This is a genomic window from Kribbella sp. NPDC051718, assembly GCF_040681515.1.
In the GTDB taxonomy this organism is placed as follows: domain Bacteria; phylum Actinomycetota; class Actinomycetes; order Propionibacteriales; family Kribbellaceae; genus Kribbella.
This window is the reverse complement of record NZ_JBFAYZ010000001.1, coordinates 64860-90711: the sequence shown is the minus strand read 5'-3', so window position 1 is coordinate 90711 and position 25852 is coordinate 64860. Positions and strand designations below refer to the sequence as shown.

Sequence of the window (25852 nt, the reverse complement as noted above, 5' to 3'; positions counted from 1 at the left end):
GATGACGGTCGGCCTCGTCTACGACCTCGGTAGTCTGTCGCCGACGCGGCAGGTGGAGCTGGCTCGCAGTAACGGGGCAGAGCCCGTTTTCATCGGTGCGGCCACCGACCACGTGGACGAGATGGCTCCGTATCTGCAGCATCTGGCCGAGTACGTCGAGGCCGGGCCAACGGTCGAAGAAACGGTTGAACGCCTCGTGAACCGGCGCCTCGATGCTGTCTTGACGTTCTCCGAGCACCAGTTGCGATTTACCGCTGAACTGGCGCGAGCCCTGGGGCTCAGTGGCTACTCACCCGAGACCCTCGACGCGGTGACCCTCAAGGACGCGCAACGTCGTCGAATGGCTGCCGGCGGGATTCCGCAACCGGCCTTCTGTCTCGTGTCGACGTCCGACACCCGACCGCCGGAATTGAAGTCACTCGCCTTTCCGGTGATCGTCAAGCCCGTTCGAGGCGCAGGAAGCCGGAACACGGCGCGCGCCGGCACACGGGACGAACTGACGCAACTCATCGACCGATTCCTGCCGGACGAGGGCGCCCTGATCGTCGAGGAGTTCCTGGAAGGCCGCTCTGAAGTCGAACCCTGGGGAGACTACTGCGCAATCGACGTCCTCGTGCATCGCGGCCAGGTGCATCCACTGTTCGTCTCGGCCAAGTTCTCGCTGTCGACACCTTTCCGGGAACGAGGAGCGTACGGTCCGGCCACGCCGGATGTCCTTCCCGAGTATCACGATGTTCTTCGGTTGGCCGAGGCGACAGTGCACGCGCTGGCGATCGACGAGGCAGTCGTCGACATGGAGATCAAGCTCACTCCCACGGGACCGCGGCTCATCGAGCTCAACGGGCGGCTTGGCGCCTGGGTCGACGATCTGGCCAGGACGGCGGGCGTCTGTGCGCCGGGCGATCTGGCCTTCAAGGTCGCGCTCGGGCTACCGATCACACCACCGGTGTACCCGACGACGGTCGAATCCCTCGCCTATCAGTACATAGTCGTCGCGCCACAGGATCGGTCGCGTGTACTCCGGGTCGACGCGCCGACCAGGCTTCGGCAACTTGCCTGCGTCGATCGCGTCACCGTACTCAAGCAGACCGGCGACGACGTGGGCTGGGAACTAGGCGCCGGCTCGTTCCTGGCCGAGGTTCAAGGGCGGGCGCCCTCGCGCCAAGTTCTGCGGAACCTGGTCCACGAATTCGAGCTACTCGACTGGATCGCACTCGACTAGCGGCCGCCTGGAACTCAGCTCCGTAAGCCGCCTCAAGATCACCCGTTCGCCGTCTGCGTCCAACGGAAGCGGATCCAGTTCGAGTTGGCCGGCCTGCATCTTGAAGTCCCGTAGGTAGATTGCGGGCTGTCCGTGCCGGAGCACCTCGTTCAGGCTCACGGCGTCCAGGCCGAAGATGTCGGGGTCGACGGTGACCAGTACGCGGAAGATGCGGTCGTCCCGGTCGTCGGGGATACCACGTGCGCTCAGTCCTTCGATCGCGTCGATGCGTTCTGCGAGCGTTTCGACGCGCAGGAGCAGACCTTCCCCGAACGCGCCGGATGCGTACTCGGCGACAGCCTGCAGGAGACCCATCAGCGTCTCCTTGCCGATCTTCATGCACCGTGCAATTCCCGCCGACTGCGCGCGACACGACTCGATGAGCGCTGCGGATCCGCAGATGAAACCGGCCGTCGGGCCGCTGAACGCCTTCTGGCTACTGAAGACGACGAGATCAGCGCCGGTGGACGGCCAATGCTGCAAGTCCCCTTCACCGGCCGCGTCCACGATGACAGGGATGCCGTACTCCCGGCCGACTGCGATGGTGTCCTCGAGCGAGACGGCACTGTAGGCCGTCACATGGTCCGGGGAGGTGACATACAGGAGTGCCGCGGTGCGATCGGTGATCGCACCGATCAGGTGCGCCCGCTGCGCGATGTTGGCGGACCCGACCTCGACGGCGCGGCCGCCGCCGAGCGCGACCATCTGCCCGATCGGAGCGCTGCTGCTGATCGCGTGGCTCTTCTGCAGGATCACTTCGTTCGGAGCGTCGCCGGCGTCTGGCAGACGCTGAATCCGGGTCAGATTCGTGCCTGCCACGAGCGCCGCGACCGCGATGGCGATGCCCGCGAAGGCACCCGCAGTCGGGTAGGCATCCTCGGTCCCGGCTGCTTGGGCAAGTGTGCGGCCGGCTGCCCGCCACAGCGCATCGATCTCGACGTGCTGCTGAGCCGCCTCGGTCATGGCCGCTAGCACGCCGCTGCTCAACTTGCTGCCGCCGAGCGGGGTGCTGTTGCCTTGCGCGTTCACGATGGGAACGACGCCGATCCGGTCGTAGTCGACGAGCACGATCGGACCATACCGGCGAACCCGAGCCAACCCGAAACCCCGTGCCTGAATTGCAGCTTTTGACATTCCGGCGGCCCCACCGGCGGCCACTCCAGCGACTAGGCTGCTGAACGCCCGGACCTCGAGTTCGTGTCGTGCGCAATCATCGCCATGGCCCTGTGCCGCGGTACTGGAGAAAGGTGCTCATGGTCAGCGGAACCTCGGTGTGGTACCCCACAGCTCCGGCTGCAGTGAATCCACAGGCAACGCTGTTCTGTTTCCCGCACGGAGGTGGAGACATCTCCTCGTTCCGGGACTGGCAGAAAGGGCTCGGCAATCGGATTGCCCTGGTTCCAGCCGCACTGCCGGGTCGCGAGCGACGAATCAGGGAACCGCTGGTGCCTTCGATCGCAACGCTCGCTGATTCCTTGCGGCAGCCCACACTGCAGCGGGCCACCGGGACGTTTGCTCTGTTCGGCCACAGTATGGGCGCGCTCGTGGCCTTCGAACTCGCCCACCGGCTGACGGAATCGGGACATCCGCCTGCGCTGCTCGTCGTCTCCGGCGCACCAGGGCCGCAGACACCCACGCCGATGGCCGGGCCGAGGGCGGACGAGATGTCCGACGCCGAGTTCCTGGATTCCGTTATGGCGTTGGGAGGAGCCCCATCGGTACTGCTCGAAGTGCCGGAGCTGCGTGATCTCGTCCTGCCCGTTCTCCGGGCGGACTACCTGGCCTGTGAGAACTACGAGGCGGAGGAGAGACCGCCCCTGGACGTCCCGATTCTCGTTCTCTGTGGAGACGACGATCCGTACGCCGGCCCTTCCGATGTGAAGGGATGGCAACAGACGACCACCCGGGAGACCGAGATCCGCTGCTTCGACGGCGGACATTTCTTCGTCTACGAACGGCAGGCCGAGGTTTTCGTCGCCATCCAGGCCGCCTTGGACGGTGCCCTCGGCGCGTAGCCGTCGACCGTGGACATGCCTCTCGCTGCTCCGGCAGCGGGCGACTCCGCCCAACCCACGATCCCGATGCACTGCGCGTCTTCAGTGCCGAGCTATCCGGAGGACGAAATGGTTCCCTTGTCATATGGTCAGCGGCGCCTCTGGTTCATCGACCGGACCGTCGGGCCGTCGCCGACGTACAACGTTCCGCTCGCGTTCCGGATCTCCGGGTCTCTGGACAAGGACGCATTGGAGGCCGCGGTGCTCGACATGGTCGAGCGCCACGAGTCCCTGCGCACGGTCTATCTTCCCGACGGCGATGAGATCCGGCAGTCGGTGACAGAACTGCCCGGAACGACCCTGGTGTTCGAGAGCAGGAAGATCACCGAGTCCGAACTGGACGACGTGACAGCCGCCGAAGTCGCGCGGCCGTTCGACCTGACGACGGATGTCCTGATCCGAACGACGCTCTTCGAGTTCGGGCCGGACCAGTACTTGTTGCTCTTCGTGACTCACCACATCGCCACGGACGCATGGTCGTGGGATCTGCTGCTCCGCGAATTGACGCAGGCCTACGCCGCCAGACGTTCCGCGCAGGCACCGGAGTTTCCGTCGCTTGCGCTCCGCTACGCGGACTACGCCATCTGGCAGCGCGAGGTCTACGACGGGCCGGAAGACGACGGGGATGGTGCCAAGGCGGGTGAACTGCAGTACTGGCGGCAGAAACTGGCAGGTCTGCCCGAACAACTCGAACTGCCGTACGACAGGGCACGGACGGAGGTGTCACAACATCGCGGCGGCACGGTGGACGTTAGGGTCGGAACGGAGACGCACGCCCGGCTCGCGGCGATCGCGACTTCGGCCAACACCTCGATGTTCATGGTCGGTCAGGCCGCTGTCGCGGCCTGGCTCTCGTACCTGGGAGCCGGGCTCGATATCCCGCTCGGAGTTGCGTACGCCGGACGTGACGACGTAGCGCTGGAGGAGCTCGTCGGGCTCTTCATCAACTCGTTGACCTTGCGGAGCGATCTCTCGGGTGACCCGGCCTTCGAGGACCTGGTACACCGGGTTCGCGACACAACGCTGGAGGCCTTCGACCATGGAGCCGTGCCGTTCGACCTGGTGGTCGAGGCTGTCAACCCGGCGCGCTCCTTGGACCGGAACCCTGTGTACCAGATCATGTACGGCTGGGCGGAACGCCGAAGCGCCGACGGCGGCCTGGATCTGGACGGCGTCACGGTAGCGGCTGTGCCCGTGAGTAGCGGTACCTCGAAGTTTGATCTCAACATCAGTTTCACCGAACAGCTCGTCGACGGCTCTCCGGCCGGAATCGTCGGCGAGATCGAGTACGACTCCGCCTTGTTCAGCGAGGAAACCGTCCGGTCGATGGCGAAGATGCTCGAGACCCTGCTCGACGACGTCGCGAAGGACCCCGGTCTCCGGCTGTCGGAGATCGACCTGATCGAGCCGGCGCAGCGGGAACTGGTTACCCACAGCTGGAATCAGACCGAGCAGAAACTGCGGTGGCAGAACCTGCCGGACATGTTCACCGAGCAGGTCCGGCGTGATCCGGACGCCGTGGCCATGGAGTCCCCGGAAGAGACGCTGACGTACGCCCAACTCAATCACCGGACCAACCGGTTGGCGCATCTGCTCATCCAGCGCGGTGCCGGGCCGGAGACGTTCGTGGCCGTCGTTGCGCCGCGAAGAATCGCCCTGATCGCCATGCTCGCGCTGTTCAAGGCCGGTGCTACGTTCCTGCCGATCGATCCGGACTACCCACGCGAACGCATCTCCTACACGATCGACGACGCGCAGCCGCATCTCATCTTGACCACCGAGGCACTCGCCGCGGAATTCAGCGGTCACGACCTGCTGGTGGTGGACCGGGCCGACACCGTTGCCGCACTGCAACGGTGCCCCGAGACCAACCCCGAAGCTGACGACCTGCTCGCTCCGCTCAGCCTGGAGTCACCTGCCTACATCATTTACACCTCGGGCTCGACCGGACGTCCCAAAGGGTGCGTGATCACAGCCAGGGTTCTGATCAACCTCATTGCCTGGCAGATGGACCTCACGAACGCGCAGCCCAGGACCCGGGTATCGCAGTTCGGGGCTGTCAGTTTCGACGCATTCGAGCAGGAGATCCTGGCTGCGCTGTTCGCCGGCCAGACGGTCGTGGTTCCGTCGGAGGACGACCGGCGCGATCTCACCAGGTTCGCCATCTGGTTGGACGACCAGAAGATCAACGAGTTCTATGCGCCCGACGCAGTCCTGCGTGCGGTGTGCGAAGCTGCCGTCGAACAGGAGCTGCCGCTGGAGCAGCTGCGGACAGTGATGCAGGGCGGGGAAGCTTTCCAACTGACCGAGGCGGTCCGCGACTTCTTCCGGCGGCGCCGGGACATCGAGGTCTACAACCACTACGGCCCCTCCGAGACGCACGTGATCACGGGGATGAAGCTCCCAGCCGATCCGGCCACCTGGCCCAGTGTCGCTCCGATCGGGAAGATGCTCTGGAACTGCCAGGGCTACGTGCTCGACTCGAAACTGCGGCCCGTTCCCGTGGGCGTTGCCGGGGAGCTCTATCTCGGCGGAGACGGACTGGGACGGTCCTACATCCGTCGCCCCGGCCTGACGGCGGAGCGGTTCGTGGCGAATCCGTTCGGTGCTCCGGGGGAGCGGATGTACCGCAGCGGGGACGTCGTGCGATGGAACCGCAAGGGCGAAATCGAATTCATCGGCCGCGCCGACGACCAGGTCAAGATCCGCGGCGTCAGAGTCGAGCTCAACGAGATCAACTCGGTCCTGCGGCAGCATCACCAGGTGGCCGAGGCGGCCACCGCCGTACGCGAGTACGGACCCGGTGACAAGCGGCTCATCTCGTACATCGTTCCTGCTTCATCGCAGCACCCCGACGCGACCGAGCTGCGCCGGCATGTGAGTTCGTTGCTTCCGGCAGCCGTCGTCCCCGCTGCCTTCGTCACGCTCGATGCCCTGCCGAAGAACACGAACGGCAAGCTCGACCGGCTGGCTCTGCCTGAGCCGGACTTCGGGGCGCAGACCGGACCCGACAGCCGTGAACCGCGCAACCGGCTGGAAACGGCCCTGTGCGAAGCTTTCGCGAAGGTGCTCGGCGTCGGCCCGGTCGGTGTCGACGACAGCTTCTTCGACTTGGGCGGACACTCTCTTCTCGCCGTCCGCCTGGTCAACGAGATCCGTTCGTCAGTTGGCGCCGAGGTCCCCATTCGCACTCTCTTCGAGAATCCCACCGTGGACCGCCTGGCCGCGGTGATACCGCTCACCGAAGCGGAGACGGGCCCTGCGTTGACCCCGAGGCAGCGTCCGGAACTGATGCCGCTGTCCTTTGTCCAGCGGCGGCTGTGGTTCATCGACCAGCTCGAGGGGCCGAGTCCGCAGTACAACGTTCCACTGCTGACAAAACGGCTGGCCGGCCGGCTGGAGCTTGGCTCACTCGAAGCTGCGCTCACCGATGTCGTCAGGCGGCACGAGAGCCTCCGGACCCGCTTGCCAGATGTGGACGGCAAGCCGTTCCAGCTGATCATCCCCGCCGGCGACGTGTCGGTGAGTCTGCATCTCCAGCAGGTGAAGCCCGAAGAGCTGGACGAGTCCGTGGTGAAGGCCTGCGAGTACGAATTCGAACTGGCCGATGAACTTCTGGTCCGCGCCGAGGTCTTCTCGCTGTCGGACGACGACCACGTGTTCGTCGTGGTGGCGCACCACAGTGTGTGTGACGGCTGGTCGGCTGCGCCGCTGGGCCGGGACCTGACTCGCGCATATGCGGCTCGGCTTGCCGGTGAGACACCGGAATTCGATCCGCTGCCGGTGCAGTACGCCGACTACACGCTATGGCAGCGAGAGATGCTCGGCGCGGAGGACGACCCCGACAGCATCATCTCGATCCAGTTGGACATCTGGCGTCGGGCGCTGGCCGGTCTGCCGGAGGAAGTGATTCTGAAGCCGGACCGGCCCCGCTCGGCGATGACGACTGCGCGTGGCGCGATGGTCCAGTTCGCCGTCGACGCCGAGCTGTATGTCCGGATTCAGTCGCTGGCCCGGGCCGAAGGGGCGACGCCCTTCATGGTGCTCCAGGCCGCTTTGGCGGCCGCGCTGACCCAGTCGGGGGCCGGTTCGGACATCGCCTTGGGAACGATGGTCGCCGGACGAGCCGACGTTGTCCTGGACGACCTGATCGGATGCTTCGTCAACACGCTCGTACTACGCACCGACACGTCCGGCGAGCCGACCTTCCGGGAGCTCCTGGCCCGAATCATGGAGGCCGACCTGCAGGCGTTCGAGAACCAGGCATTGCCGTTCGAGCGTCTGGTGGCCGCGGTCAAACCGCCGCGCTCGCAGACGCGTCATCCACTGGCCCAGGTGATGCTCGCCCTGCAGACGACGGCCGACGGCATCCAGCTACCGGGCGTCGAGGTGCACGACTTCGCGGTACCGTCGGCCTCGACCTCGCAGTTCGATCTGGCCTTCAGCTTCGTCGAAGGAGCGGAGGGACAGGGCGCTGCGGGAACCGCCTACTACAGCACCGATCTGTTCGACAGCCAGACGATCGACGGATTCGTCAAGCGGTTCGCGGACCTTCTGGACTCGGCTGTCTCCGATCCGGACGCGAAGGTCTTCGGCTCCGCCGACACTGCCCTGCCGAGCGGTTTGGAAGACGATCTCTGCAGTATGTTCGCGGAGGTGCTCGGCATCGAATCTGTGGCGGCGGATGATGACTTCTTCGATCTGGGCGGGCACTCGCTGCTCGCCGCTGAGCTGGTTGGGAACATCCGCCGTACCTACCGGATCCAACTGAAGCTCCGGGACTTCTTCTTCAGCCCTACGGTCGCTCAGGTGGCCGAGCTGATTTCCGCTCGGTCCGGCCGGACGGAGAGCTGAATGCCTCGGTACCGAGACCACTTCGAGTTCTGCCTGGCGCTGGTCTGGGAGCAGGTTCTCGACTGCCGGAACATCCCGATCAGCAAGGACTTCTTCACTCTCGGCGGTGACTCCGAGGCCGCGAAGTCCATGCTGGCGGAGGTAGCACGGCGACTGGATGCGGCTGTGCCCACGGCGGACTTCGTGTCGGCGCCGACCATCGAATCACTCGCGCGACGAGTCCGGGAAACCCGGCACGCGCAACGAGCCCGGCAGGAGCCCTTCGTCATCCCGGGATCCGGGGAAGGGCCGTCCCCACTGGTGTTCCTGCACACTGTCGAAGGCGAGATCACGTATTCGGAGCGGATCCTCTGCGCCGATCTGGGGCGTCCGGTGATCGGGATCCGCTCGGTCGGCATGGACCTGGAGGAGGCCCCGCTCGCCACTGTCGAGGCGATGGCTTCGCGATACATTTCGGATCTGATCGGTGCGGGTGTCGAGGGACCGTATGTTCTCGCAGGCGTCTCGACCAGCGCCGTCATCGCCCTCGAGATGGCCCGGCAGCTGACTGAACAAGGTCGGCAGGTTGGATTCGTCGGCCTGCTCGAGCCGCCGCCGATGGGTACGGCACCCTTCTCCGTTCCGGAGCTCGTCGACATTCACCTGAAAGAGCTCTGCGAGGTCAACGCCATCGAGTTCCGGCCGGATTCCCTCCCGGACTGCGTAGCAGCGCTCATGCGCTCGGAAGAGTTCCCTCCTGGGCACACCTTCGAACTGGTGATGCGCATGGTGGAGATCTTCGCGCTCAACATCACGGCGTCCGACATCTACGCACCGTCCGGTCGCTACGACGGTCCCACGGTGCTCTACGAGAGTCGCGCCTTCGGCGACAACCCGGAACCGCTCGGGGTGCTGTCCGTCCGGGAGAGCGAGCTCAGCGAGTACGAGCGTTTCTGGGCTCAGTACATCTCGCCGAAAACTCCTATCCGCAGGCAGACCTGCGAGCACCGAGGCCTGAACAAGACGCCGGCGACGCGAACGTTCCTGCGAAACGACATCGAGGCCGCTCTGCTCGAGTGCCGCTAGCCGTCGCCTGATTCTCATCGTGAACAGTAAACCCGGAAGAAGTGCGGCTTGATGACTGCGAATGTTGATTCGACGTACGGCGAGGCTGACGCCCGCCCAGGTCTGCCGACGCAGGGGACCTGTTCACGCACGAGCGAGTGCGGAACGCAGCAGAGGTCGCGGACCGTTCCGGTGGACCTGGACCTGGGCCTGGACGCGGACGTGTCCGTTCTTGCGGGGCTGCTGATCCTGGTCCGTAGATACAGCAATCAGCCCGAAACCCGGATCGGCATCCGACGGGGCGACGTCAGCACCGAGCTGGTCTACTCGGCTCCTTCCGGCCTTGGACTGCCGGCTCATCGTCGGGCGGTCTCCGATCGGCTGGAGCATGCATCCGCAACGCCGACGGCCCTGCCGCTCCCCAAGCTGTTCCTCGCCGTTGGGGACGGTGGGCACGTATCCGGCACCGATCTGACGATCTCCTTCCAGATGTCCTCGGGGGCAACGGTTCTGCAGGCAGACTTCCATCACCACGTGCACTCGGCGGCGTTCGTCGACCGGATGCTCGGGCACCTGGAGAAGCTGCTCGAGAACGGCGTCCGCCGGCCGGACACGACGATCGCCGAGGCGCAGATGCTGTCGGAGGCAGAGCTTGCGCAGTGGGCCGAGATCAACGACACGGCACGGCCCTATCCGCGCGACGCCAATGTCTTCGAGTTGTTCGCCGAACAGGCGGCCGGCCGTCCCGACCGAGTGGCTGTGCACGACGGTGAGGGCGCCCTCACCTACCAGCAACTGCTCGAGCAGTCGCGGGTGCTGGCGGGCGAACTTCATGCTCAAGGTGTCAGGCAGGGCGATCGGGTAGCCTTCCAGCTGCCAAAGACCGCCCGCCTGGTGGTGGCCATGCTCGCCATCCTCAGGATCGGTGCGGTGTACGTGCCGATCGACGTCAAGGTACCGGAGGCTCGCCGGAACTATCTCCTCGCCGACAGCGGCGCTGTGTTGCTGCTCGTCGACGGATCAACATCGATCCCGGCCGAGGTCCCCGCGTTCGACCTCGCCGCGGTACGGGACGTGGGATCCGGTGCCGGCGATCTGCCGGCAGCTGCCGTGGTCTCGGCCACGCAGCCGGCTTATGTGATGTACACGTCCGGCACCACCGGAGAGCCAAAGGGTGTCGTGGTGAGTCAGCGGGCGGTCGTGCGCCTGGTCCGGGAGTCCGGGTACGTCGAACTCTCCTCGCGGACCGTACTCCTGCAGACCGGGGCCATCGCGTTCGACGCGACGACGTTCGAGTTCTGGGGGCCGCTGCTCAACGGGGGCTCGGTGGTCCTGGTTCCGGACGACCTGATCCTCGACCCGGCCGAGATCGGGGCCTCGATCGTGCGTCACCAGGCGAACACTCTGTTCCTCACCACCGGACTGTTCAACCAGATCGTCGAGAACGACGCCGCAGTCCTCAACGGATGTACGGTGCTGTTCGGCGGCGAGTTCGCGTCCGCGCGCCGGCTGGCAGATGCCGTGCAGGCTTGCCCGGACAGTGATTTCGTCCATGTGTACGGTCCGACGGAGAACACCACGTTCTCACTCGCCTATCGCATCACGAAAGCCCGGTATCCGCCTCGGGTGCCGATCGGACGGCCGATCGGGAACTCCACTGTGTGGGTGCTCGATCTGGACGGCAATCCGCAGCCGGTGGACGTGCCAGGAGAGTTGTACGTCGGCGGGGACGGCTTGGCATCGGGGTATCTCAACCGGCCGGAGCTGGACGCCGCCGCGTTCGTCGACCGGGCCGGGGACCGGCTCTACCGCACGGGTGACATCGCCGTCCTGAACTCCGACGGCCAGGTGGAATTCATCGGCAGAGCAGACGAGCAGGTCAAGGTCCGTGGCCATCGGATCGAACTCGGGGAGGTCGAGCACCACATCTCCCGGATCGACGGCGTGGATCGCGTGGTCGTACTCTCCCGCAAAGCCGACGACGGGCTGACAAGCCTGTGTGCCTTCTTCACAGCGGGCGTTCCGCTCGCCGTGTCGTCGATTCGGTCAGAGCTCCTGAGTCGACTTCCCGACTACCTGGTCCCGTCGCTGTTCGTACAGGTAGCCGCGATTCCCATGACGCTCAACAGCAAGGTCGACAAAGCCGCGTTGGCCGCACGTTGGCCGGCGCCCGGTGGAGACGGTCAGCCGCCGGTGGCTGACGAGTGCACGCCGATGGAGGCCGAGGTGGCCAAGCTCTTCTCCGAAGTGCTGACTGCCGAGGTGACGACTCCGGACGCAGACTTCTTCGCTCTCGGCGGCCATTCCTTGCTGATGATGCGCCTGCACAACCGGATCAAGCAGAAGCTCCAGCTCGAGATCGGTATCGGGCAGTTGACAGAAGCATCGACGGTCCGGGGTGTCGCGGCGGTGCTGGAGACTGCCGGGCCGGTTCCGAAGCAGCCGGTCAAGCTGGTGCGACGGTCCCACCTCAAGTCCTGACCCACTCGCCCCCACGGTCTCCCGCCCTGCCGGGAAGACCTCGCGCGCGCTCCGCGCGCCTCGCAGAGGAGTCGATAGTGAACCAAGCCGAAACAACCGTTGCGAGCTCCCTCCGTTCCGTTGCCGTGAGTCCGGTGCTCAAGCACATGCCCACGGATTTTCTGGTGCGGGAGGTGCTTGTCCCGCGCACGTGTACCCCGTCCGCAGCCAGTCATACTTACTACCTGCTGAGCAAGTGTGGCTATACCACGATGGAAGCGACCCGGGTGATCGCCGAGGAGTTCGATGTCGCCAGCACGGCGGTGACATACGGCGGTCTCAAGGACGAGGACGGCGTGACCGACCAGCTCGTCGGCCTCCCGGTCGGCTCCACATCGCACGTGACCTGGGAGCATGTCGCCGATGACGGCCGCTATCTGCGGTTGGCTCGGCATGGTTACGGTCTCGAGCCATTGAAGATCGGCGGTCTGGAAGGAAACGCGTTCCGTATCGTTGCCCGCAACATCGATCCGTCGGCTGCAGAGCAGCTGTCCGCCCGCAAGCGGAACTTCTGTTTTCTCAACTACTACGACATCCAGCGCTTCGGCGTACCCGGTGGTCCTCGGCGTACTCAGCACGTCGGTGCCGCGCTACTGGCTTCACGCTGGGACGACGCGCTGGCAGAACTGGTCGGGCTGGCCGCCCCGGAAAGCCCGGCAGCCGCAGCATGGACCGGTAGTGCCCAGGACTACTTCCGTTCTCTCGATCCTCGAACGTCGTCCTTCTACCTGGCTGCCTACGGCTCCGCGGACTGGAATGCTCACCTGATGGCCATCGTCCGCGAGGTGAGCGGCGGGTCGGCCGTCGATCTGGAGGTCGACGGGGTGCCGTTCGCCTACCTCGAGAACATCGACCGGGTTCGCGAAGTTCTTGCCGGATCGCCTGATCTGCCGTACCAGCGGTACAACTTCGAGCCCGACGGAATCAGCAGCCGTGAGTCGAGCAGGCCGACGGTCATCCAGACGCAGATGGCCTTCGGCACCGCCGAGCCGGACGAGTTCTTCCCTGGTCGTTGCCGAGTCGAGATCCGCTTCTTCCTGCCGTCGGGGTGCTACGCCACAGCCGCAGTTCGGCAGCTCTTCCGCAGCGACGCCCTCGCCGCGGTAACGAGAGGTACGGACCCGTTAGCATGACCCGCGTGACTCACGCCATCGAAGCCCGCGACCTTCGGCGGACGTTCCAGGTGCGGAGCGGACTGCTGAAGAGAACCCGCAAGGATGTGGAGGCGGTCAAGGGAGTCAGCTTCCAGATCGAGCAGGGTGAGCTGTTCGGACTGCTCGGACCGAACGGTGCCGGGAAGACGACCACGATCAAGATGCTGATCACGTTGCTGTTGCCGACCTCTGGTCAGGCGACAGTGCTCGGTCACGACGTCGTTTCCGACGTTCGTGAGGTGCGTCGCCGGATCGGCTACGTGTTCGGCGGGGACCGCGGACTGTACGAGCGTCTCAACGGTCTCGACAACCTGCGTTACTTCGCCGAGTTGTACGGCGTCGAGGCACGCGACCAGAAGCGCCGGATCGGGGAGCTGCTCGAGCTGGTCGGCATGGCCGGCCGGGAGAAGGAACGGGTCGAGGGTTACTCGCGCGGGATGAAACAGCGGCTGCACATCGCACGTGGCCTGCTGCACGACCCCGACGTACTGTTTCTCGACGAGCCGTCCATCGGCATCGACCCGGTCGGTGCCCGTGAACTGCGCGCCACGATCGGCGGTCTCAAGGCACAGGGCAAGACGGTTCTGCTGACGACGCACTACATGTTCGAGGCCGACGAGTTGTGCGACCGGATCGCTGTGATCCGCTCAGGTCAGATCGTTGCCGAGGGCACTCCCAACGAGCTCAAGCGCAAGGTCAGCAGCGGACGTGTTGTCGAGATCGAAACCTACGGTGTCACCGAGGAGGCGGTCGCGAGCGCCGGCAAGGTCGCCGGCGTTCGTTCGGTCGTGACTGAGGAGCGGGGCCAGCTGCAGGTACTGCTCGTGCAGTGTCAGCAGGACACCGACCCCACGCAGGCTGTGCTCGCAGGTCTCGGGGACGTCCGGGTCGGCCGCGTCAACGCCCGGGAGCCCACGCTCGAGGACGCCTATGTCGAGCTCGTCGCCGGTGCGACGGGATGATCAGAGCTCGAGTCCGCCAGCTCGCGGTATGTTACTGGCTGCAGTTCAGGATCCTCGCGGTCTCGCCCTTCGAGGGCATCTTGAACTTGATCTTTCCACTGATGTTCGCAACGTCGGCCCTGTTGGTCTACCGGCTCAGCGGTGACCCGGACGCGCTGTTGTATGCGGGACTCGGCGCCGCCGCCATGGGGATCTGGACCGCGATGATGGTTCCGGCCGGTTCCTTGCTCAACCGCGAGCGTTGGCAGGGCACCCTGGAGCTCGTCGTCGCGTCCCCCACCCCGTTCAGCCTGGTGATCCTGCCGATCACGTTCGCGATGGCAACTGTCGGGCTCTACAGCGTGGTCGCCACGCTGTTGTGGGACTGGCTGGTCTTCGGTATCGAGCTCACGATCCATAGCCCGGTGTTCTTCGTGGTGAGCATCTTGGCGTCGGCAGTCTCCATCGCGTTGATCGGCTTCCTCCTCGCAGTGACCGTGGTGCGCTACCGCACCGCATGGGCCTTGGGCGCCGCGCTCGAATACCCCGGTTGGCTGCTCTGCGGATTCGTCGTACCTGCCGAGCTGCTGCCGGAGTTCCTCCGCCCGATCTCGTGGCTGCTGGCGCCGACGTGGGCCGTCCGCGCAATGCGGATCGCTGCGGACGGTGGCGCACCGTGGGCCGAGCTCGGTATCTGCGCGGCGCTCGGGGTCGGGTACGCCGTACTCGGGATATTCCTCGGGGCACGTCTCATCGACTCTGCCCGCCTGCACGCGACCCTGGCGTTGACATGAACAGTCTCCGCATCTTCTTCTACGGCGGGCTGATGAGCTATCGGGCCCAGTTCAACTGGCTCAACCCGTGGATTCTGGTGCCAACGCTCATGGTCCAGCCGTTGGCGCAGATCTTCCTGTTCGCCTATATCGGCCGGGCGGCCGGCGTCGGTTCCGACGAGTTCTACCTGATCGGCAACGCACTCAACTTCGCGGTGATTCCCTGCCTGTTCGCGATGGGAGCCACCATCTCGGGGGAGAGGTGGACCCAGACGCTGGAGCTCGTCTTCGCGACGCCTGCCCGTCGGCTACCACTGTTCCTGGGCCGGGCGCTGCCGGTGATCCTCAATGGCTGGGCCGTGGCGATGTTCGGCCTCGTCGTCGGGTCGCTGCTGCTCGACGTACACATCGACCCCGGCGCCTGGCCTGTGATCGCCCTCGTCGTGGCCACGACTTCGTTCTCGTGCTCAGGGCTCGGCCTCGTCATGGGCGCCGTCGCTCTCAAGACGCGCGACAACGCCACCCTGGCCAATGTGTTGTTCCTGGTGCTGCTGGTCTTCTGCGGGACCAACGTTCCGCTCGACTCGATGCCTGGCTGGATTCGGGCCACGTCCAGTTGGCTGCCGCTGACCCATGGCATCCAGGCCGCCCGGGCGGTGGCAGACGGCGCCGCATTCAGCGCAGTCGACAACCTGTTGCTGTCGGAGTTCGGTCTCGGCCTGCTCTACCTCGGCCTCGGCATCGTGATGTTGCGCGGATTCGAGCACCTGTCGCGGCGCGGCGCCTCATTGACTCAGATGTGAGGCCGTCTGGCCGAGTCAACTCGCCCAGGCCATCCTGAGTGCGTTGCGCGCGACAGCCAGCACGGTCAGGTTGGTGTTGGCCCGGATCGGTTCGGGGAGCACTGACGCATCGGCGACGTAGAGACCACGCAGGCCGCGGACGGACAGGTCATCGATCACGACGGCGTCCGGATCCTCCGCGCTGCCCATCCGTGCGGTTCCGACCGGGTGGTGTCCAGGCTGGAAGCTCTGCAGGATCCACTCGTCGAGTGCGTCGTCGTCGGCAAGACACGCATCCGACGGACGATGTGTGCGGGTGATCCGGAAGGCGAACGTCTCGTGCCGCAACAGCGCGGCAGCCTTCCGGACTCCTTCGCGGAGCCGGGCGAGATCGGCCGGATGGTCGACGAACCCGTAATCGATGACCGTGTCCAGTCCGTCCGGTGTCGCGGTAAGCCGCACTTTGCCGCGTGCGGCGGGCATCATGAGGTTGGCGGTGAGCGAAGACGCCAGGTTCGTGTCCCAGGCCGCCGCCAGCGCCGGGTTGTAGCCGGTGAGCTCGACGTGATTGAGCATACAGAGCTGCATGTCGTTGGGCTGCGATGCGGACGTTCGCGACGAGTACCGCAACAGGGCCTGAACGCACGGCACCCGACGGCTGGTGCCGATCGACTCGTAGGTGAAGGCGAGGGGGACCTGGGAGTGGTCACTCAAGTTCGCACCCACTCCAGGCAGGTCGGAAACCACTGCGATGCCTAGGCTTTCGAGCTCCTGCCGGGGGCCCAGACCGGACCGGAGCAGAATCACGGGCGTGCCATAGGCGCCTGCACTCAGGACCACGTGCGCGGCGCTGGCGAAGTGGTCTCCCCGCCGACCGGAATGCCGATAGACGACGCCCTCGGCCCGGCCGTCCCTGATGGCGACACGGTCCACCAGCGCGTCGCTCAGGACGGTCAGGTTGTCACGCTCGCGCGCCGACTCGAGGAATGCCAGGCGTGCCGAGATGCGCATGCCTTCCGGCGAAATGTTCAAGGGGGCGAGCCCGACACCGGTGCTGAGCGGTGCGTTGTGGTTCTCCGTGTAGCCGTAGCCCGTGGCCAGGCACGCATCGATCAGAGCTCGACTCGGGTACGCCAGCTCGGTACTACGCGGCCGGCGAATGGCCACGGTCCCATCGGCAGCGTCCGCCTGCGGAAAGTCCAGATCGTTCTCGACCTCATGAAAGCACTCGACCAGTCGTTGCCAGTCCCACTTCGACGACTTGAACGACGGTCCGCCGAAGTCCGACGGTTCAGGGCGCAGGGCTATACAGCTATTGATCTGTGAGGTGCCCCCGACCACTCGGCCGCGCGGCACAGGCACACTGTGCCCGTCGGGCGTCTGCGCCCACAGGCCCCAGTCGTGGGAGCCGATCGCCGGTGTCGTGCCGTCGTTGAGTTCCACCGGAAGCTGCGTGCCCCGGTAGTCCGGTCCGGCTTCGATCAGCAGGACCCGATGCCGCGGGCGCGCACTCAGCCCTTCGGCCAGCACACAGCCGGCTGACCCGCCGCCGACGATGATGTGGGTGTAGTTCATCCGCGGTCAGAGATCGGCCGTCAGCATGCCGACACGGGAACTCTCTTGATCCCGGCCACCAGGTTCGACGCGAGACGTTCCGCAGGCCCCCGCTGCACCAGGTTCGGGAGCTGCTCGACCACGGCCGTGAACATGGCACGGAGTTGCATCCGGGCCAGCGCTGCGGCCACGCAGATGTGTGGTCCCTGACCGAAGCTGACATGGCGATTGGGTGATCGGGTGATCCGGAAGGTGTCTGGTTCCGCGAACTCCTCCGGGTCGCGGTTCGCCGCGGGATAGAACACGACGACCTTCTCGCCGGCCTGGATCTCGACACCGCGAAGTGTGGTCGGCCTGGTCGCGGTCCGCCGGAAGAGGATGACCGGAGGGGCGTAGCGCAGGCACTCCTCGACCGCGGGCGCCGCTAGCTCGGGCCGGCTGCGAAGCAGAGCGAACTGGTCGGGGTGTTCCAGCAGGGTGAGGATTCCGCCGGGCAGCGCACTTCGGGTCGTGTCGTTCCCGGCGACAGCCAGGAGGAAGAAGAAGTTCTTGAACTCCGCGTCGCTGATCGGCTGTCCGCCGACCTGCGCATGAACAAGTGTGCTGATCACATCGTCGCCGGGACGACGCAGCCGGTAGGCCCGGAGGCTGTCCGCATAGTCGTACATGTCGCGCAGAGACGACGGACTGCGGGGATCCGAGTCGGTACCTTCGGTGTATTCCTCGTCCTGGTATCCGATGATCCTGTTGGCCCAGTCGAAGAACAGGCGCTGATCGCTCTTGGGGACACCGAGGATCTCTGCGAGCGTGCTGAGCGCGAGCAGGTCTGTCACATCCTCGACCAGGTCGAAATCGCCCCGTTCGCGGGCCTGACTCACCAGGCGGTCCGTGGTCTGCCGGATGAAGGGCTCGAGCTTCGTGATGCTCCGCGGTGTGAACAAGTGGCTCACGGTCTTACGCAGGGGATTGTGCGCGGGTGGGTCCATGTTCAGCAGCATCGAACGCAGGAAGCCGAGATCGCCCGGGGCAGGATCGCGTAACTGCGTACAGCCCAGAGAGGCCGAGAACAGATCCGGAGTCTTACTCACGTACTGAACGTCGTCGTGCCGCATGACTGCCCAGAAACCCGGCCCGGCCGGCACACCCGGCAGCTCCGGCTCCGCGTGCCACGAGACGGGGGTCGTGGCACGCAGCCTCGCGTAGGTGTCGTAGGGGATACCTCGTCGGTAGATCTCTGGGTGGAACACATCGTTCGCCGGGTTCACGGTCGCGAAGTCGGTCACTGCGAGTCAGACCCCCACAGAGTCATTGTCAGAACCCAAGGCGTTCTTTTGCTTCGGCGAAGAACGAGATGTGCCGGTAGTCCTTGGCCTCTTCGTCGAAGTCGGTGTACCGATTGACGAAAGCGAGCAACCGGGTCCTGACGTCCTCCAGCTCGTGCTCATGGATCAGCGACTCGATGCTCTGGATCTCGTCCAGGAAGCACCTGAGTGTTGCCGGGAGATCCGGGCTGAGGTGGATGCGACCGTCCTCGATGCTGATCGCGCTGTTCTCGGCGAGATACGTGAACAGCACCTGCGAGGCGACCGCATCGTAGTTGGGACGCGGGATGCCCTCGACCGCATACCGCAGCAGTCGCTCGGACAGGATGAACTGATAGGTGAGTTCCGCGGTCTCCCGAGGGAGCCGGTGGTCGCTGAGGCAGGCCAGCATCGAGGAGACGTCGGTGCGCAACTCCTCCAGCCCGGCCAACGGCTTGATGCTCTTCGCCGACAGGTACTTCGGGATCGGCAAGTCCCCTTCACGGTGGTGGTACTCGTGCATCCGCACCCACCACGAGGACGCCAGTTCCATCATCGGCTCGGACGCTGCGCGAACCAGCGGGAACGCGCCTGGTTCCATCAGCGCCTCGATGAGCGGCAGGGTCAGCCGCTGGTGACGTTCGACGAACTTGTCGATGAAGTAGAAGATGAGGTCCTGCGGATCCTGGTGACCGTCGAGCTGATTCTCCGGGAACAAGGCGACAACGGTCCGCGAGCGGAAGCCCTCGGACATGTTCTCGATGACGATCGGCATCGTCGGACTCGCATAACGCTCGGCCAGGTGCTCGTCGACAGGCAGCGTGCGGTACTGCAGGTACTCCAACGACAGGGACGGAAAATAGGAGGCGTTGAAGAGGCCGGCGATGGAGTTCTCCGTGGCGCCGTTCACCAGTGCCTTCGTCCTCGACAGCCGTTGCTTCTCGGGAAACTCCCGGATGTCGTCGATGAGCGCCCGTACCAGTGGGCGCTCCAGCAAAGCCGGTGAGTCGGTAAGTCTGTCGGCCAGCTTCGCCAGGAACTCCGGCTTCCGGTATTCCGACCGCGGCCCCAGTTCAGAACGCAATCGGTTGACTTCACTGATCACTTCGGCAATGTCATATCCTGACAAAAGTCACCTCACTTACCAGGACGTCAGGGTGGGGGCGTGAGCTCAGTGACCCGCGGTCAGCGCCTGGTCGAATTCGTCCAGCGCACGGGCCCAGTTCGCGGTGTACTCCTCGGCGAGCAGGAAGAACTCCTCCTGCTCTTCCTTGGTGGCCGCCATCGCGGTCATGCCGGTCTCGTCGTCGCTCACCGATTTGGAGTGCGAAATCTCTGCCTTGACGTGTGAGTCCACCCAGGCCAGGGCTCCCGGTGCGCGATACGGCTGGGTTTCGCCCAGCGTCACCTTCGAGTAGATACGCCGGAACGCCACGGCGATGTCGAGCGCGATAGCCTCGACGACACGGAGCTGGACAGCGCCACCGAGCGGCGCCGACGCCAGTTGCTGCATGCCGGCGATCAGTGCCGTGACACCATCGCCGAGCTCGGCCGCGGCCAGGACTGCCTCGTCGCCAAGGTGTTCGGCGAGTGGCGCGACGATCGTGTCCGCCCACCAGACGTAGTGCACTCCGGCGGCGCCGGCCGGCGCGACGGCGCTGAAATCCGGCGCGACGTTCGCCATGTCGTCGCCGATGACGCTGTAAGCGGTCTGTATCGCACCCAGCACTTCACGATCCGGCTCGTCGCCGGTGGCCAGGCGAGCGGAAAGAGTTCCGAGACTGGCGATGGTGGTGAACATGAACGCCCGTGTCATCGCCTGCCAGGCCACCGCGATCCGCAGTGCCGCACGAGGATCCACGTCCTGCACCGACTGTGCGTCCGCGAAGAAACGGTTGTCGGGCCGGGCCAGCCCCGCGGCGGCGATCAGTTGTGTCACGCGCTCTTCGAGGTCGGTGCCGACTTCCGGCATCAAGCCGCTCTGGCTCACAGCAAGTCCTCCGAATGTCGATGGTCGAGATACTCGAAACGTGCGGCCAAGGACTGTGGCTCGTCATCTGCAGAAGACAGGACAGATGCCAGTTTCGGCGCCCCTGGGGCCGTCCCGCTGGTACCCAGAACCTAGCAGCGTTCGTGGTCTCGGGTGGCTGGATCGCCAGAGATTGCAGGAAGCTGCAATCGGCCTGGTCAGCCAAGCACAGCAGGGCCGATGCCGCCCGGAGTCTGTTGCCAGACGGACCCACGAGGTGGTCTCATAGCGATCGCGTTCGGTACGGCAACGGGCACGAGGCAGGGAGGGAAGACGTCATGAACAATCCGTTCGAGGACCACACCGGCTCGTACCTCGTTCTTCGCAATGCGGAGGAACAGCACTCGTTGTGGGCCGCCGACATCGAGGTGCCGGCCGGCTGGCAGCAAGTCAGCCACGGCAGCCGGCAGGACTGCCTCGGCTACATCGATCGGCACTGGACAGACATGCGGCCACTGAGTCTTCGCGCCCGAACGTAGAGGTCCACAGACCACGGTTGCCTGGGGGATGACATGCTGCACGATTGGTTCAGTCACAGCGTTCAGAAGTTCCCCGACGAACCCGCACTGATCATCGACGGCCGGCGATTCAGCTATGCCGAACTCGGTGACTTCTCCCGTCGGATCAAGCACCGCCTGCTGGCCGAGCAAGTCGCCCGTCCGCGGGTCGGGCTCCTGGTGAGCCGCACTGTCGCAGACTATGCCTCGTATCTTGCCGTGCTACGGATCGGTGGCGTCGTCGTTCCTCTCGACCCCTCTCATCCTCCCGAACGCCTTGCGCAGATCGCGAAAACGGCCGGGCTGGACTGTGTCGTGGCCGGTGAGGGAGCCGAGAGCCGAGGCCTGGACAGCGTCGTGCCATCCGTCCTGCAGGTGTCAGAGGCCGGCCGGATCGCGATCGATGATGACCTGCCGGACTGGACCGGCAGCCCGGACGACCTTGCCTACCTGCTCTTCACCTCGGGGTCGACAGGTCGCCCCAAGGGGGTGCCGATCCGTCATGGCAACCTCGACGAGTTCCTCAGGTTCAACATCGCCCGGTACGGCATGGGGCCCGGCAGTCGCCGGTCTCAGATGTTCCACCTGACCTTCGACCTCTCGGTCTTCGACATGTTCGTGACCTGGGGAGCGGGGGGCACCCTGGTCGTGCCTTCGGTCGACGATCTCCACGATCCGGTGACGTTTGTCAACGAGCACCGGTTGACCCACTGGTTCTCCGTGCCGTCGATGGTCTCCATGGCACTCAACAGCGAGCAACTGCCGGCCCGAAGCATGCCGTCACTGCGCTGGAGTCTGTTCTGTGGAGAGCGATTTACGCTTTCCCAGGCGCAGGCATGGGCCGATGCCGCGCCGAACAGCGTGCTGGAGAACCTTTACGGTCCGACCGAGGTCACGATAGCCATGACTGCGTACCGGCTGCCCGAGGACCCGGCAGCGTGGCCGACGACCCAGAACGGAACCGTCCCGATCGGCGAGGCCTACCCTCATGTCGAGGTTCGGATCAGCGCCGACGACGCAGAGCTGCAGGCTCGGGGACCGCAGCGATTCTCCGGGTATCTCGACGCCGCCGACAACGAGGCCAGGTTCGCCGACGCCGAACTTCGTCAGCCGGTTCCGGACTCCTCCTCGTGGTACCGAACGGGTGACAAGGTTGCGCTCGCCGACGGGATGCTCGTCCATCTGGGACGACTGGACCACCAGGTGAAGATCCGTGGTTACCGGATCGAACTCGACGAGGTCGAGAGCGCGCTGCGTGTCCACGCGGGCGTGGACGATGCCGTGGTCCACGCAGTCATGAAGCCGAACGGGGAGTTCGAGCTGGCCGCGGCGTGCACCGGCATCGTCCCGCCGGCCGGCGAACTGCGAGCGCGGCTTCGCCGGCACATCCCTTGGTACATGGTCCCGACGCGCATCGTCGTACTGGCCGGCCTTCCGCTCAACGACAGAGGCAAGGCCGACCGAAGAGCTTGCGCGGACCTGCTGGAGGGCGTCTATGCGAGCCGGTGAACCTTCCTCACGCCGCCCCCATTTCACAGAAATGATCAGGAGATCATCGTGGTCGACTACTCCGTCATGTTCTTCTCGAGCGCCCCGTTGCAGGCCGATCGCTACCGATTGGTGCTGGATGCCGGCAAACTCGCCGACGACCTCGGTTTCCGGGCGGTGTGGGTGCCGGAGCGCCATTTCGGCGACTTCGGAAGCATCTTCCCGAATCCGGCCGTGATCGCGGCGCATCTGGCCGCAACCACCCGGCGCATCGAGATTCGCGCAGGGAGCGTCATCACGCCGTTGCACGACATCATCCGGGTCGCCGAAGAGTGGTCGATGGTCGACAACCTCAGTAATGGGCGGGTAGCGATCTCGATCGGCAGCGGCTGGAACGTCAACGACTTCGTTTTGCAGCCGGACCGCTTCGAGCAGCGCAAAGAGGTCATGTGGGACCAGTTCGAGGAGCTGAACGCGTTGTGGCGCGGCGAACAGATCGAACGCCGCAACGGTGCCGGCCAACGGACCGAGGTCGGCATCCGTCCGCATCCTGTTCAGCCGGAACTCCCGATGTGGGCAACCTCCGGCGGTAGCCCCGCCACCTACGAGGAGGCGGGCCGGCGCGGGACGAACGTGCTGACCCACCTCATCGCCCAGGACTTGCCGGTGCTGGCCAAGAACATCGCCGCCTACCGCGCCGCGCGGAAATCGGAGGGCGGCATCGTCACTTTGATGCTGCACACCTACATCGGCGCGGAGGGCGAGGACGTCCGGGCCGTCGTGCAGGATCCGCTGCGCGACTATCTTCGGTCGGCACTGTCGCTGTATGACCGCGGCCGGGCCGACAAGGCAGCGGCGTCGACCATCGACGACGCGATGGTCGAGGAGCTTCTCGACGTGGCGTTCGACAAGTACTACCTGACCGGCTCGTTGCTCGGCTCACCCGAGAAGGCAGCCAAGACGATCGCCGAAGTTCAGGAGCAAGGTGTCGACGAGATCGCCTGCCTCATCGATTTCGGGCTGCCTGCGGAAGCGGTCTTAGGCGGCCTCAAGCGATTCGCTGAGCACTTTCTTCCTGGAGAGAACCGTTGAGCACTCTGCGAGCGCGCGCCGAGGAAGACCTGTCGAAGTGGTGGGGGCAGCTGACCGCCGCCGCAGAAGAGTCCGAGCACGCACTGAATCTGGTGCCGAGCGAGAACCGGCTGTCGCCGCTGGCCCGGATGCCACTCAGCACCGACTTCTACAACCGCTATTTCTTCAACGACGAGCTGCGCGACGACTTCTGGGAGTTCCGCGGCGGCGAAGACATCGGCGCGATCGAACGAGACTTCGTGCTGCCGAATCTGGCCGAGCTGGCCCGCGTTGGGGATCGCGAGATCTACGTCAATGCACGACCGATCTCCGGTCTCAGCGCGATGCTCATGACTGTTTCGGCGCAGGCCGGTCCGTCGGGGACACCGGTCGCGTACGTCGCACGCTCCACCGGCGGTCACTTCGCGACCGAGTCCCTGATCAGCCGGCTCGGTTTCGTGCCACGGGCCGTCCGGTTCGATCGAGGACAGCCTGATGAGTCGTCGTTTCGGGCGGCTCTGGATGACCAGCAGGTGAAGCTGCTCTACCTCGACCTCCAGAACTTCGTCGGTGCGGTCGATGTGGCCGCTACGGTGGCGCTGGCCAAAGCCATCAATCCAGGCCTGCGGATCCATGTCGATGCAAGCCACACCCTCGGTCTGGTTTTCGGCGGCGTACTGGCCAACCCGCTGGCAGTCGGCGCCGACAGCTTCGGTGGTTCGACCCACAAGTCCTTTCCCGGACCTCAGAAGGGCGTCCTGTTCACCGGCGAAACCGAGATTCGGCAGCGGTTCCTCAGCGCACAGTTCGATCTTGTGAGCAGTCACCACTTCGCTGAGACGGTTGCCCTGGGCATCGCGGCCTGCGAGTTCCGCCACTTCGGGCCGGCGTACGCCCGTCAGGTCGTTGCCAACGCGAAGCATCTCGCCGCAGAACTTGCCGAGCGAGGTTTCACCGTCCACGACGCGGACTCGATCGCGACGCACCAGATCTGGGTGCCGCCGAACGACGATTTCTCGATCTGGCGCTTCACCCAGGAGGTGAAGTTCGCCGGGATTCGTCTCAATGTCCAAACCGATCTGCCGGGGATACCCGGACCTTGTCTTCGGCTGGGAACGAACGAAGTGACCTTCCTCGGCGCCGGCCCCGAAAGCATGATGCTCCTGGCGGAGACGCTCGCGGACGCGCGTGACAACGGTGTGTGCAAACCGCACGCGCGGGACCGGATCCGGGAAACCTTCGGCGAGCCTTTCTTCGTCGCGGACACGTCGAGTCACCCGTTCAGCCGCCCGTGGAGGACCTGATGACCGAAACCTACAAAATACCGAGCGCCCAGCGCACCGGCCGTCTTGCCGCCGTGACGTTCGACGATGCCCGGCTCGCCCAGGATCTGGCGGTGATGGATCGGCTTCCGTACTTCGACTCGTACAGCGATTTCGCTTTCGGTCGCGCCCAGCGCGGCGCCATGCTCTGGAACTCCGACGGAACGCTGAAGACATCTCTCATCTCCGACTACCCGGGTTCGGCCCAGCCCACCGAGCACGGTCGGGCGCTGCCGTATGTGAGCGAGCTGATCACTGCGCTCTTCCGGATCGAGTACCTGAAGTTCGCCCGGTTGCTGGTGCTGCCGCCGGGCTGTGTCATGGTGCCGCATCGCGACTATCTCGAACTCGACAAAGACATGATCCGCATCCATCTGCCGTTGCGCACCTCCGAGCGCTGCTTCAGTTCGCAAGGTGACCGCGTCTTCCATATGCGGGCCGGTGAGATGTGGTTCCTCGATGCCAGCCGGACGCATACCGTCGCCTCCTTCTGGGACGTCGAACGTATCCACCTCACTTGTGACTTCGTTGCCGGAAGCGTCCAGGATGTGCTGATGACGCCGGCCGAGTGGGTGCCGGGCGTGCCGGCGGAGAACGTCGTTGAGCGCCGACCGCTGCTCGCCGAAGAGAGCGAGGCACTGTTGGGCCTTGCTCACCTGATCGATCTGAACAACTACCGCGACATCATGGCGATGCTGACCAAACTGCACTTCGGTGCGGACATCCAGGCCGACGACATCTTCGTCTGGATGAAGAAGATCGCCGCCGCTTCGGGCCGGCCCGAAGTCCTTGAGCGGGTGACGCAGGAAGCGGACTACTACCTGGTCCACCGCTGACCGTCACATGCCTGATGCCTCGGGCACGGGCAAAGGTGTTCGCTGGTCTGCTCCCGGCCTCGGGCGGCTGACGACGCGCTTGGCAGTCTCCGAGTAGATCCATCCGCGGCCTGATCCACACCTTGTGCTTTCGCAAGGTCGTGATGACAGTCGCTCCGTTGAAGCCCTTGACGCGCATGGTGACCCCTCTCGCCGGGTCGCGCCCTCCTCGTAGCCGGCGATCAGTCGACCGCTTGGCCGTGCTCGCTGCCGGTGAAGTGTCCGTCAGGGGTGGGATGTGGTTGGGCAACGTTGTGGCATCGTTGCCTGGTTTTTGGATGCGCTCTGTAACGGTGCGTGGGGTTGTGGCGATGTGACGGAGGGGAGTGGGA

At 65.2% G+C, this 25852-nt stretch carries 19 protein-coding genes; 14 read left to right on the top strand and 5 right to left on the bottom strand.

Annotated elements, in window-relative coordinates; genetic code table 11:
• Position 1: 1 nt before the first annotated feature.
• Positions 2–1222 (top strand): ATP-grasp domain-containing protein, encoded by a 1221-nt coding sequence (locus AB0M15_RS00410; protein WP_363812403.1) that lies wholly within the window; start codon positions 2–4, stop codon positions 1220–1222.
• On the opposite strand, the gene AB0M15_RS00405 is transcribed toward AB0M15_RS00410, so the two are convergent.
• Complete coding sequence (locus AB0M15_RS00405) at positions 1196–2329, bottom strand: hypothetical protein (protein WP_363812401.1); 1134 nt, start codon at positions 2327–2329, stop codon at positions 1196–1198. The two genes, AB0M15_RS00410 and AB0M15_RS00405, sit on opposite strands and share 27 nt — an antisense overlap.
• 185 nt (positions 2330–2514) lie before the next feature.
• Here AB0M15_RS00405 and AB0M15_RS00400 point away from each other — a divergent pair, with 185 nt between their 5' ends.
• The 8 genes from AB0M15_RS00400 to AB0M15_RS00365 all read left to right on the top strand — a co-directional run bounded on the left by AB0M15_RS00400 (position 2515) and on the right by AB0M15_RS00365 (position 15404).
• Positions 2515–3276 (top strand): alpha/beta fold hydrolase, encoded by a 762-nt coding sequence (locus AB0M15_RS00400; protein WP_363814534.1) that lies wholly within the window; start codon positions 2515–2517, stop codon positions 3274–3276.
• A 15-nt stretch (positions 3277–3291) separates the two neighbouring features.
• Positions 3292–8169, top strand: a complete 4878-nt coding sequence (locus tag AB0M15_RS00395) for an amino acid adenylation domain-containing protein (RefSeq protein WP_363814532.1) — start codon at positions 3292–3294, stop codon at positions 8167–8169.
• The gene (locus tag AB0M15_RS00390) at positions 8170–9234 is read left to right on the top strand and encodes a thioesterase domain-containing protein (RefSeq protein WP_363812399.1); all 1065 of its coding nucleotides are present in this window, start codon (positions 8170–8172) and stop codon (positions 9232–9234) included.
• A gap of 51 nt (positions 9235–9285) precedes the next feature.
• The gene (locus tag AB0M15_RS00385) at positions 9286–11694 is read left to right on the top strand and encodes a non-ribosomal peptide synthetase (protein ID WP_363812397.1); all 2409 of its coding nucleotides are present in this window, start codon (positions 9286–9288) and stop codon (positions 11692–11694) included.
• A 146-nt stretch (positions 11695–11840) separates the two neighbouring features.
• Positions 11841–12866: a tRNA pseudouridine(13) synthase TruD gene (gene truD / locus AB0M15_RS00380; protein ID WP_363812396.1), complete on the top strand. Its 1026-nt coding sequence runs from the start codon at positions 11841–11843 to the stop codon at positions 12864–12866.
• 5 nt (positions 12867–12871) lie between these two features.
• Entirely contained in the window at positions 12872–13849 is a 978-nt protein-coding gene (locus AB0M15_RS00375) for an ABC transporter ATP-binding protein (RefSeq protein ID WP_363812394.1), read from the top strand.
• On the top strand, positions 13846–14622 hold the full coding sequence (locus tag AB0M15_RS00370; RefSeq protein ID WP_363812392.1) for an ABC transporter permease: 777 nt from the start codon (positions 13846–13848) through the stop codon (positions 14620–14622). The genes AB0M15_RS00375 and AB0M15_RS00370 overlap by 4 nt, the downstream gene beginning before the upstream one ends.
• On the top strand, positions 14619–15404 hold the full coding sequence (locus AB0M15_RS00365; RefSeq protein ID WP_363812390.1) for an ABC transporter permease: 786 nt from the start codon (positions 14619–14621) through the stop codon (positions 15402–15404). Before AB0M15_RS00370 ends, AB0M15_RS00365 begins: the two co-directional genes overlap by 4 nt.
• A 15-nt stretch (positions 15405–15419) precedes the next feature.
• Here AB0M15_RS00365 and AB0M15_RS00360 read toward each other — a convergent pair whose 3' ends face one another.
• The 4 genes from AB0M15_RS00360 to AB0M15_RS00345 form a co-directional block, all read right to left on the bottom strand.
• The gene (locus tag AB0M15_RS00360) at positions 15420–16958 is read right to left on the bottom strand and encodes a GMC family oxidoreductase (protein WP_363812388.1); all 1539 of its coding nucleotides are present in this window, start codon (positions 16956–16958) and stop codon (positions 15420–15422) included.
• 20 nt (positions 16959–16978) lie between these two features.
• Entirely contained in the window at positions 16979–18220 is a 1242-nt protein-coding gene (locus tag AB0M15_RS00355; RefSeq protein ID WP_363812386.1) for a cytochrome P450, read from the bottom strand.
• A 28-nt stretch (positions 18221–18248) separates the two neighbouring features.
• The gene (locus AB0M15_RS00350) at positions 18249–19343 is read right to left on the bottom strand and encodes a DUF6421 family protein (protein ID WP_363812384.1); all 1095 of its coding nucleotides are present in this window, start codon (positions 19341–19343) and stop codon (positions 18249–18251) included.
• A gap of 66 nt (positions 19344–19409) precedes the next feature.
• Positions 19410–20228: a DUF6202 family protein gene (locus tag AB0M15_RS00345; RefSeq protein WP_363812383.1), complete on the bottom strand. Its 819-nt coding sequence runs from the start codon at positions 20226–20228 to the stop codon at positions 19410–19412.
• Positions 20229–20545: 317 nt separating this feature from the next.
• Between AB0M15_RS00345 and AB0M15_RS00340 the strand changes: the two genes are divergently transcribed.
• The 5 genes from AB0M15_RS00340 (at position 20546) to AB0M15_RS00320 (ending at position 25481) form a co-directional block, all read left to right on the top strand.
• Positions 20546–20746, top strand: coding sequence for an MbtH family protein (locus AB0M15_RS00340; RefSeq protein WP_363812381.1), 201 nt, complete (start codon positions 20546–20548; stop codon positions 20744–20746).
• 33 nt (positions 20747–20779) lie between these two features.
• Complete coding sequence (locus AB0M15_RS00335) at positions 20780–22273, top strand: AMP-binding protein (protein ID WP_363812379.1); 1494 nt, start codon at positions 20780–20782, stop codon at positions 22271–22273.
• A 66-nt stretch (positions 22274–22339) separates the two neighbouring features.
• Entirely contained in the window at positions 22340–23344 is a 1005-nt protein-coding gene (locus AB0M15_RS00330) for a MupA/Atu3671 family FMN-dependent luciferase-like monooxygenase (protein ID WP_363814530.1), read from the top strand.
• A complete protein-coding gene (locus tag AB0M15_RS00325) occupies positions 23341–24627 on the top strand; it encodes a hypothetical protein (RefSeq protein WP_363812377.1) in 1287 nt (428 codons plus the stop codon). Before AB0M15_RS00330 ends, AB0M15_RS00325 begins: the two co-directional genes overlap by 4 nt.
• On the top strand, positions 24627–25481 hold the full coding sequence (locus tag AB0M15_RS00320) for an aspartyl/asparaginyl beta-hydroxylase domain-containing protein (RefSeq protein WP_363812375.1): 855 nt from the start codon (positions 24627–24629) through the stop codon (positions 25479–25481). Before AB0M15_RS00325 ends, AB0M15_RS00320 begins: the two co-directional genes overlap by 1 nt.
• The last annotated feature ends 371 nt before the right edge of the window (positions 25482–25852 follow it).

What these genes read in the sequence shown, in the direction of transcription:
- AB0M15_RS00395 (WP_363814532.1), top strand. Translation starts at nt 3,292, where the DNA reads ATGCCTCTCGCTGCTCCGGCAGCGGGCGACTCCGCCCAACCCACGATC.
- AB0M15_RS00365 (WP_363812390.1), top strand. Translation starts at nt 14,619, where the DNA reads ATGAACAGTCTCCGCATCTTCTTCTACGGCGGGCTGATGAGCTATCGG.
- AB0M15_RS00385 (WP_363812397.1), top strand. Translation starts at nt 9,286, where the DNA reads ATGACTGCGAATGTTGATTCGACGTACGGCGAGGCTGACGCCCGCCCA.
- AB0M15_RS00330 (WP_363814530.1), top strand. Translation starts at nt 22,340, where the DNA reads ATGTTCTTCTCGAGCGCCCCGTTGCAGGCCGATCGCTACCGATTGGTG.
- AB0M15_RS00370 (WP_363812392.1), top strand. Translation starts at nt 13,846, where the DNA reads ATGATCAGAGCTCGAGTCCGCCAGCTCGCGGTATGTTACTGGCTGCAG.
- truD (WP_363812396.1), top strand. Translation starts at nt 11,841, where the DNA reads ATGCCCACGGATTTTCTGGTGCGGGAGGTGCTTGTCCCGCGCACGTGT.
- AB0M15_RS00340 (WP_363812381.1), top strand. Translation starts at nt 20,546, where the DNA reads ATGAACAATCCGTTCGAGGACCACACCGGCTCGTACCTCGTTCTTCGC.
- AB0M15_RS00390 (WP_363812399.1), top strand. Translation starts at nt 8,170, where the DNA reads ATGCCTCGGTACCGAGACCACTTCGAGTTCTGCCTGGCGCTGGTCTGG.
- AB0M15_RS00360 (WP_363812388.1), bottom strand. Translation starts at nt 16,958, where the DNA reads ATGAACTACACCCACATCATCGTCGGCGGCGGGTCAGCCGGCTGTGTG.
- AB0M15_RS00320 (WP_363812375.1), top strand. Translation starts at nt 24,627, where the DNA reads ATGACCGAAACCTACAAAATACCGAGCGCCCAGCGCACCGGCCGTCTT.
- AB0M15_RS00335 (WP_363812379.1), top strand. Translation starts at nt 20,780, where the DNA reads ATGCTGCACGATTGGTTCAGTCACAGCGTTCAGAAGTTCCCCGACGAA.
- AB0M15_RS00410 (WP_363812403.1), top strand. Translation starts at nt 2, where the DNA reads ATGACGGTCGGCCTCGTCTACGACCTCGGTAGTCTGTCGCCGACGCGG.
- AB0M15_RS00400 (WP_363814534.1), top strand. Translation starts at nt 2,515, where the DNA reads ATGGTCAGCGGAACCTCGGTGTGGTACCCCACAGCTCCGGCTGCAGTG.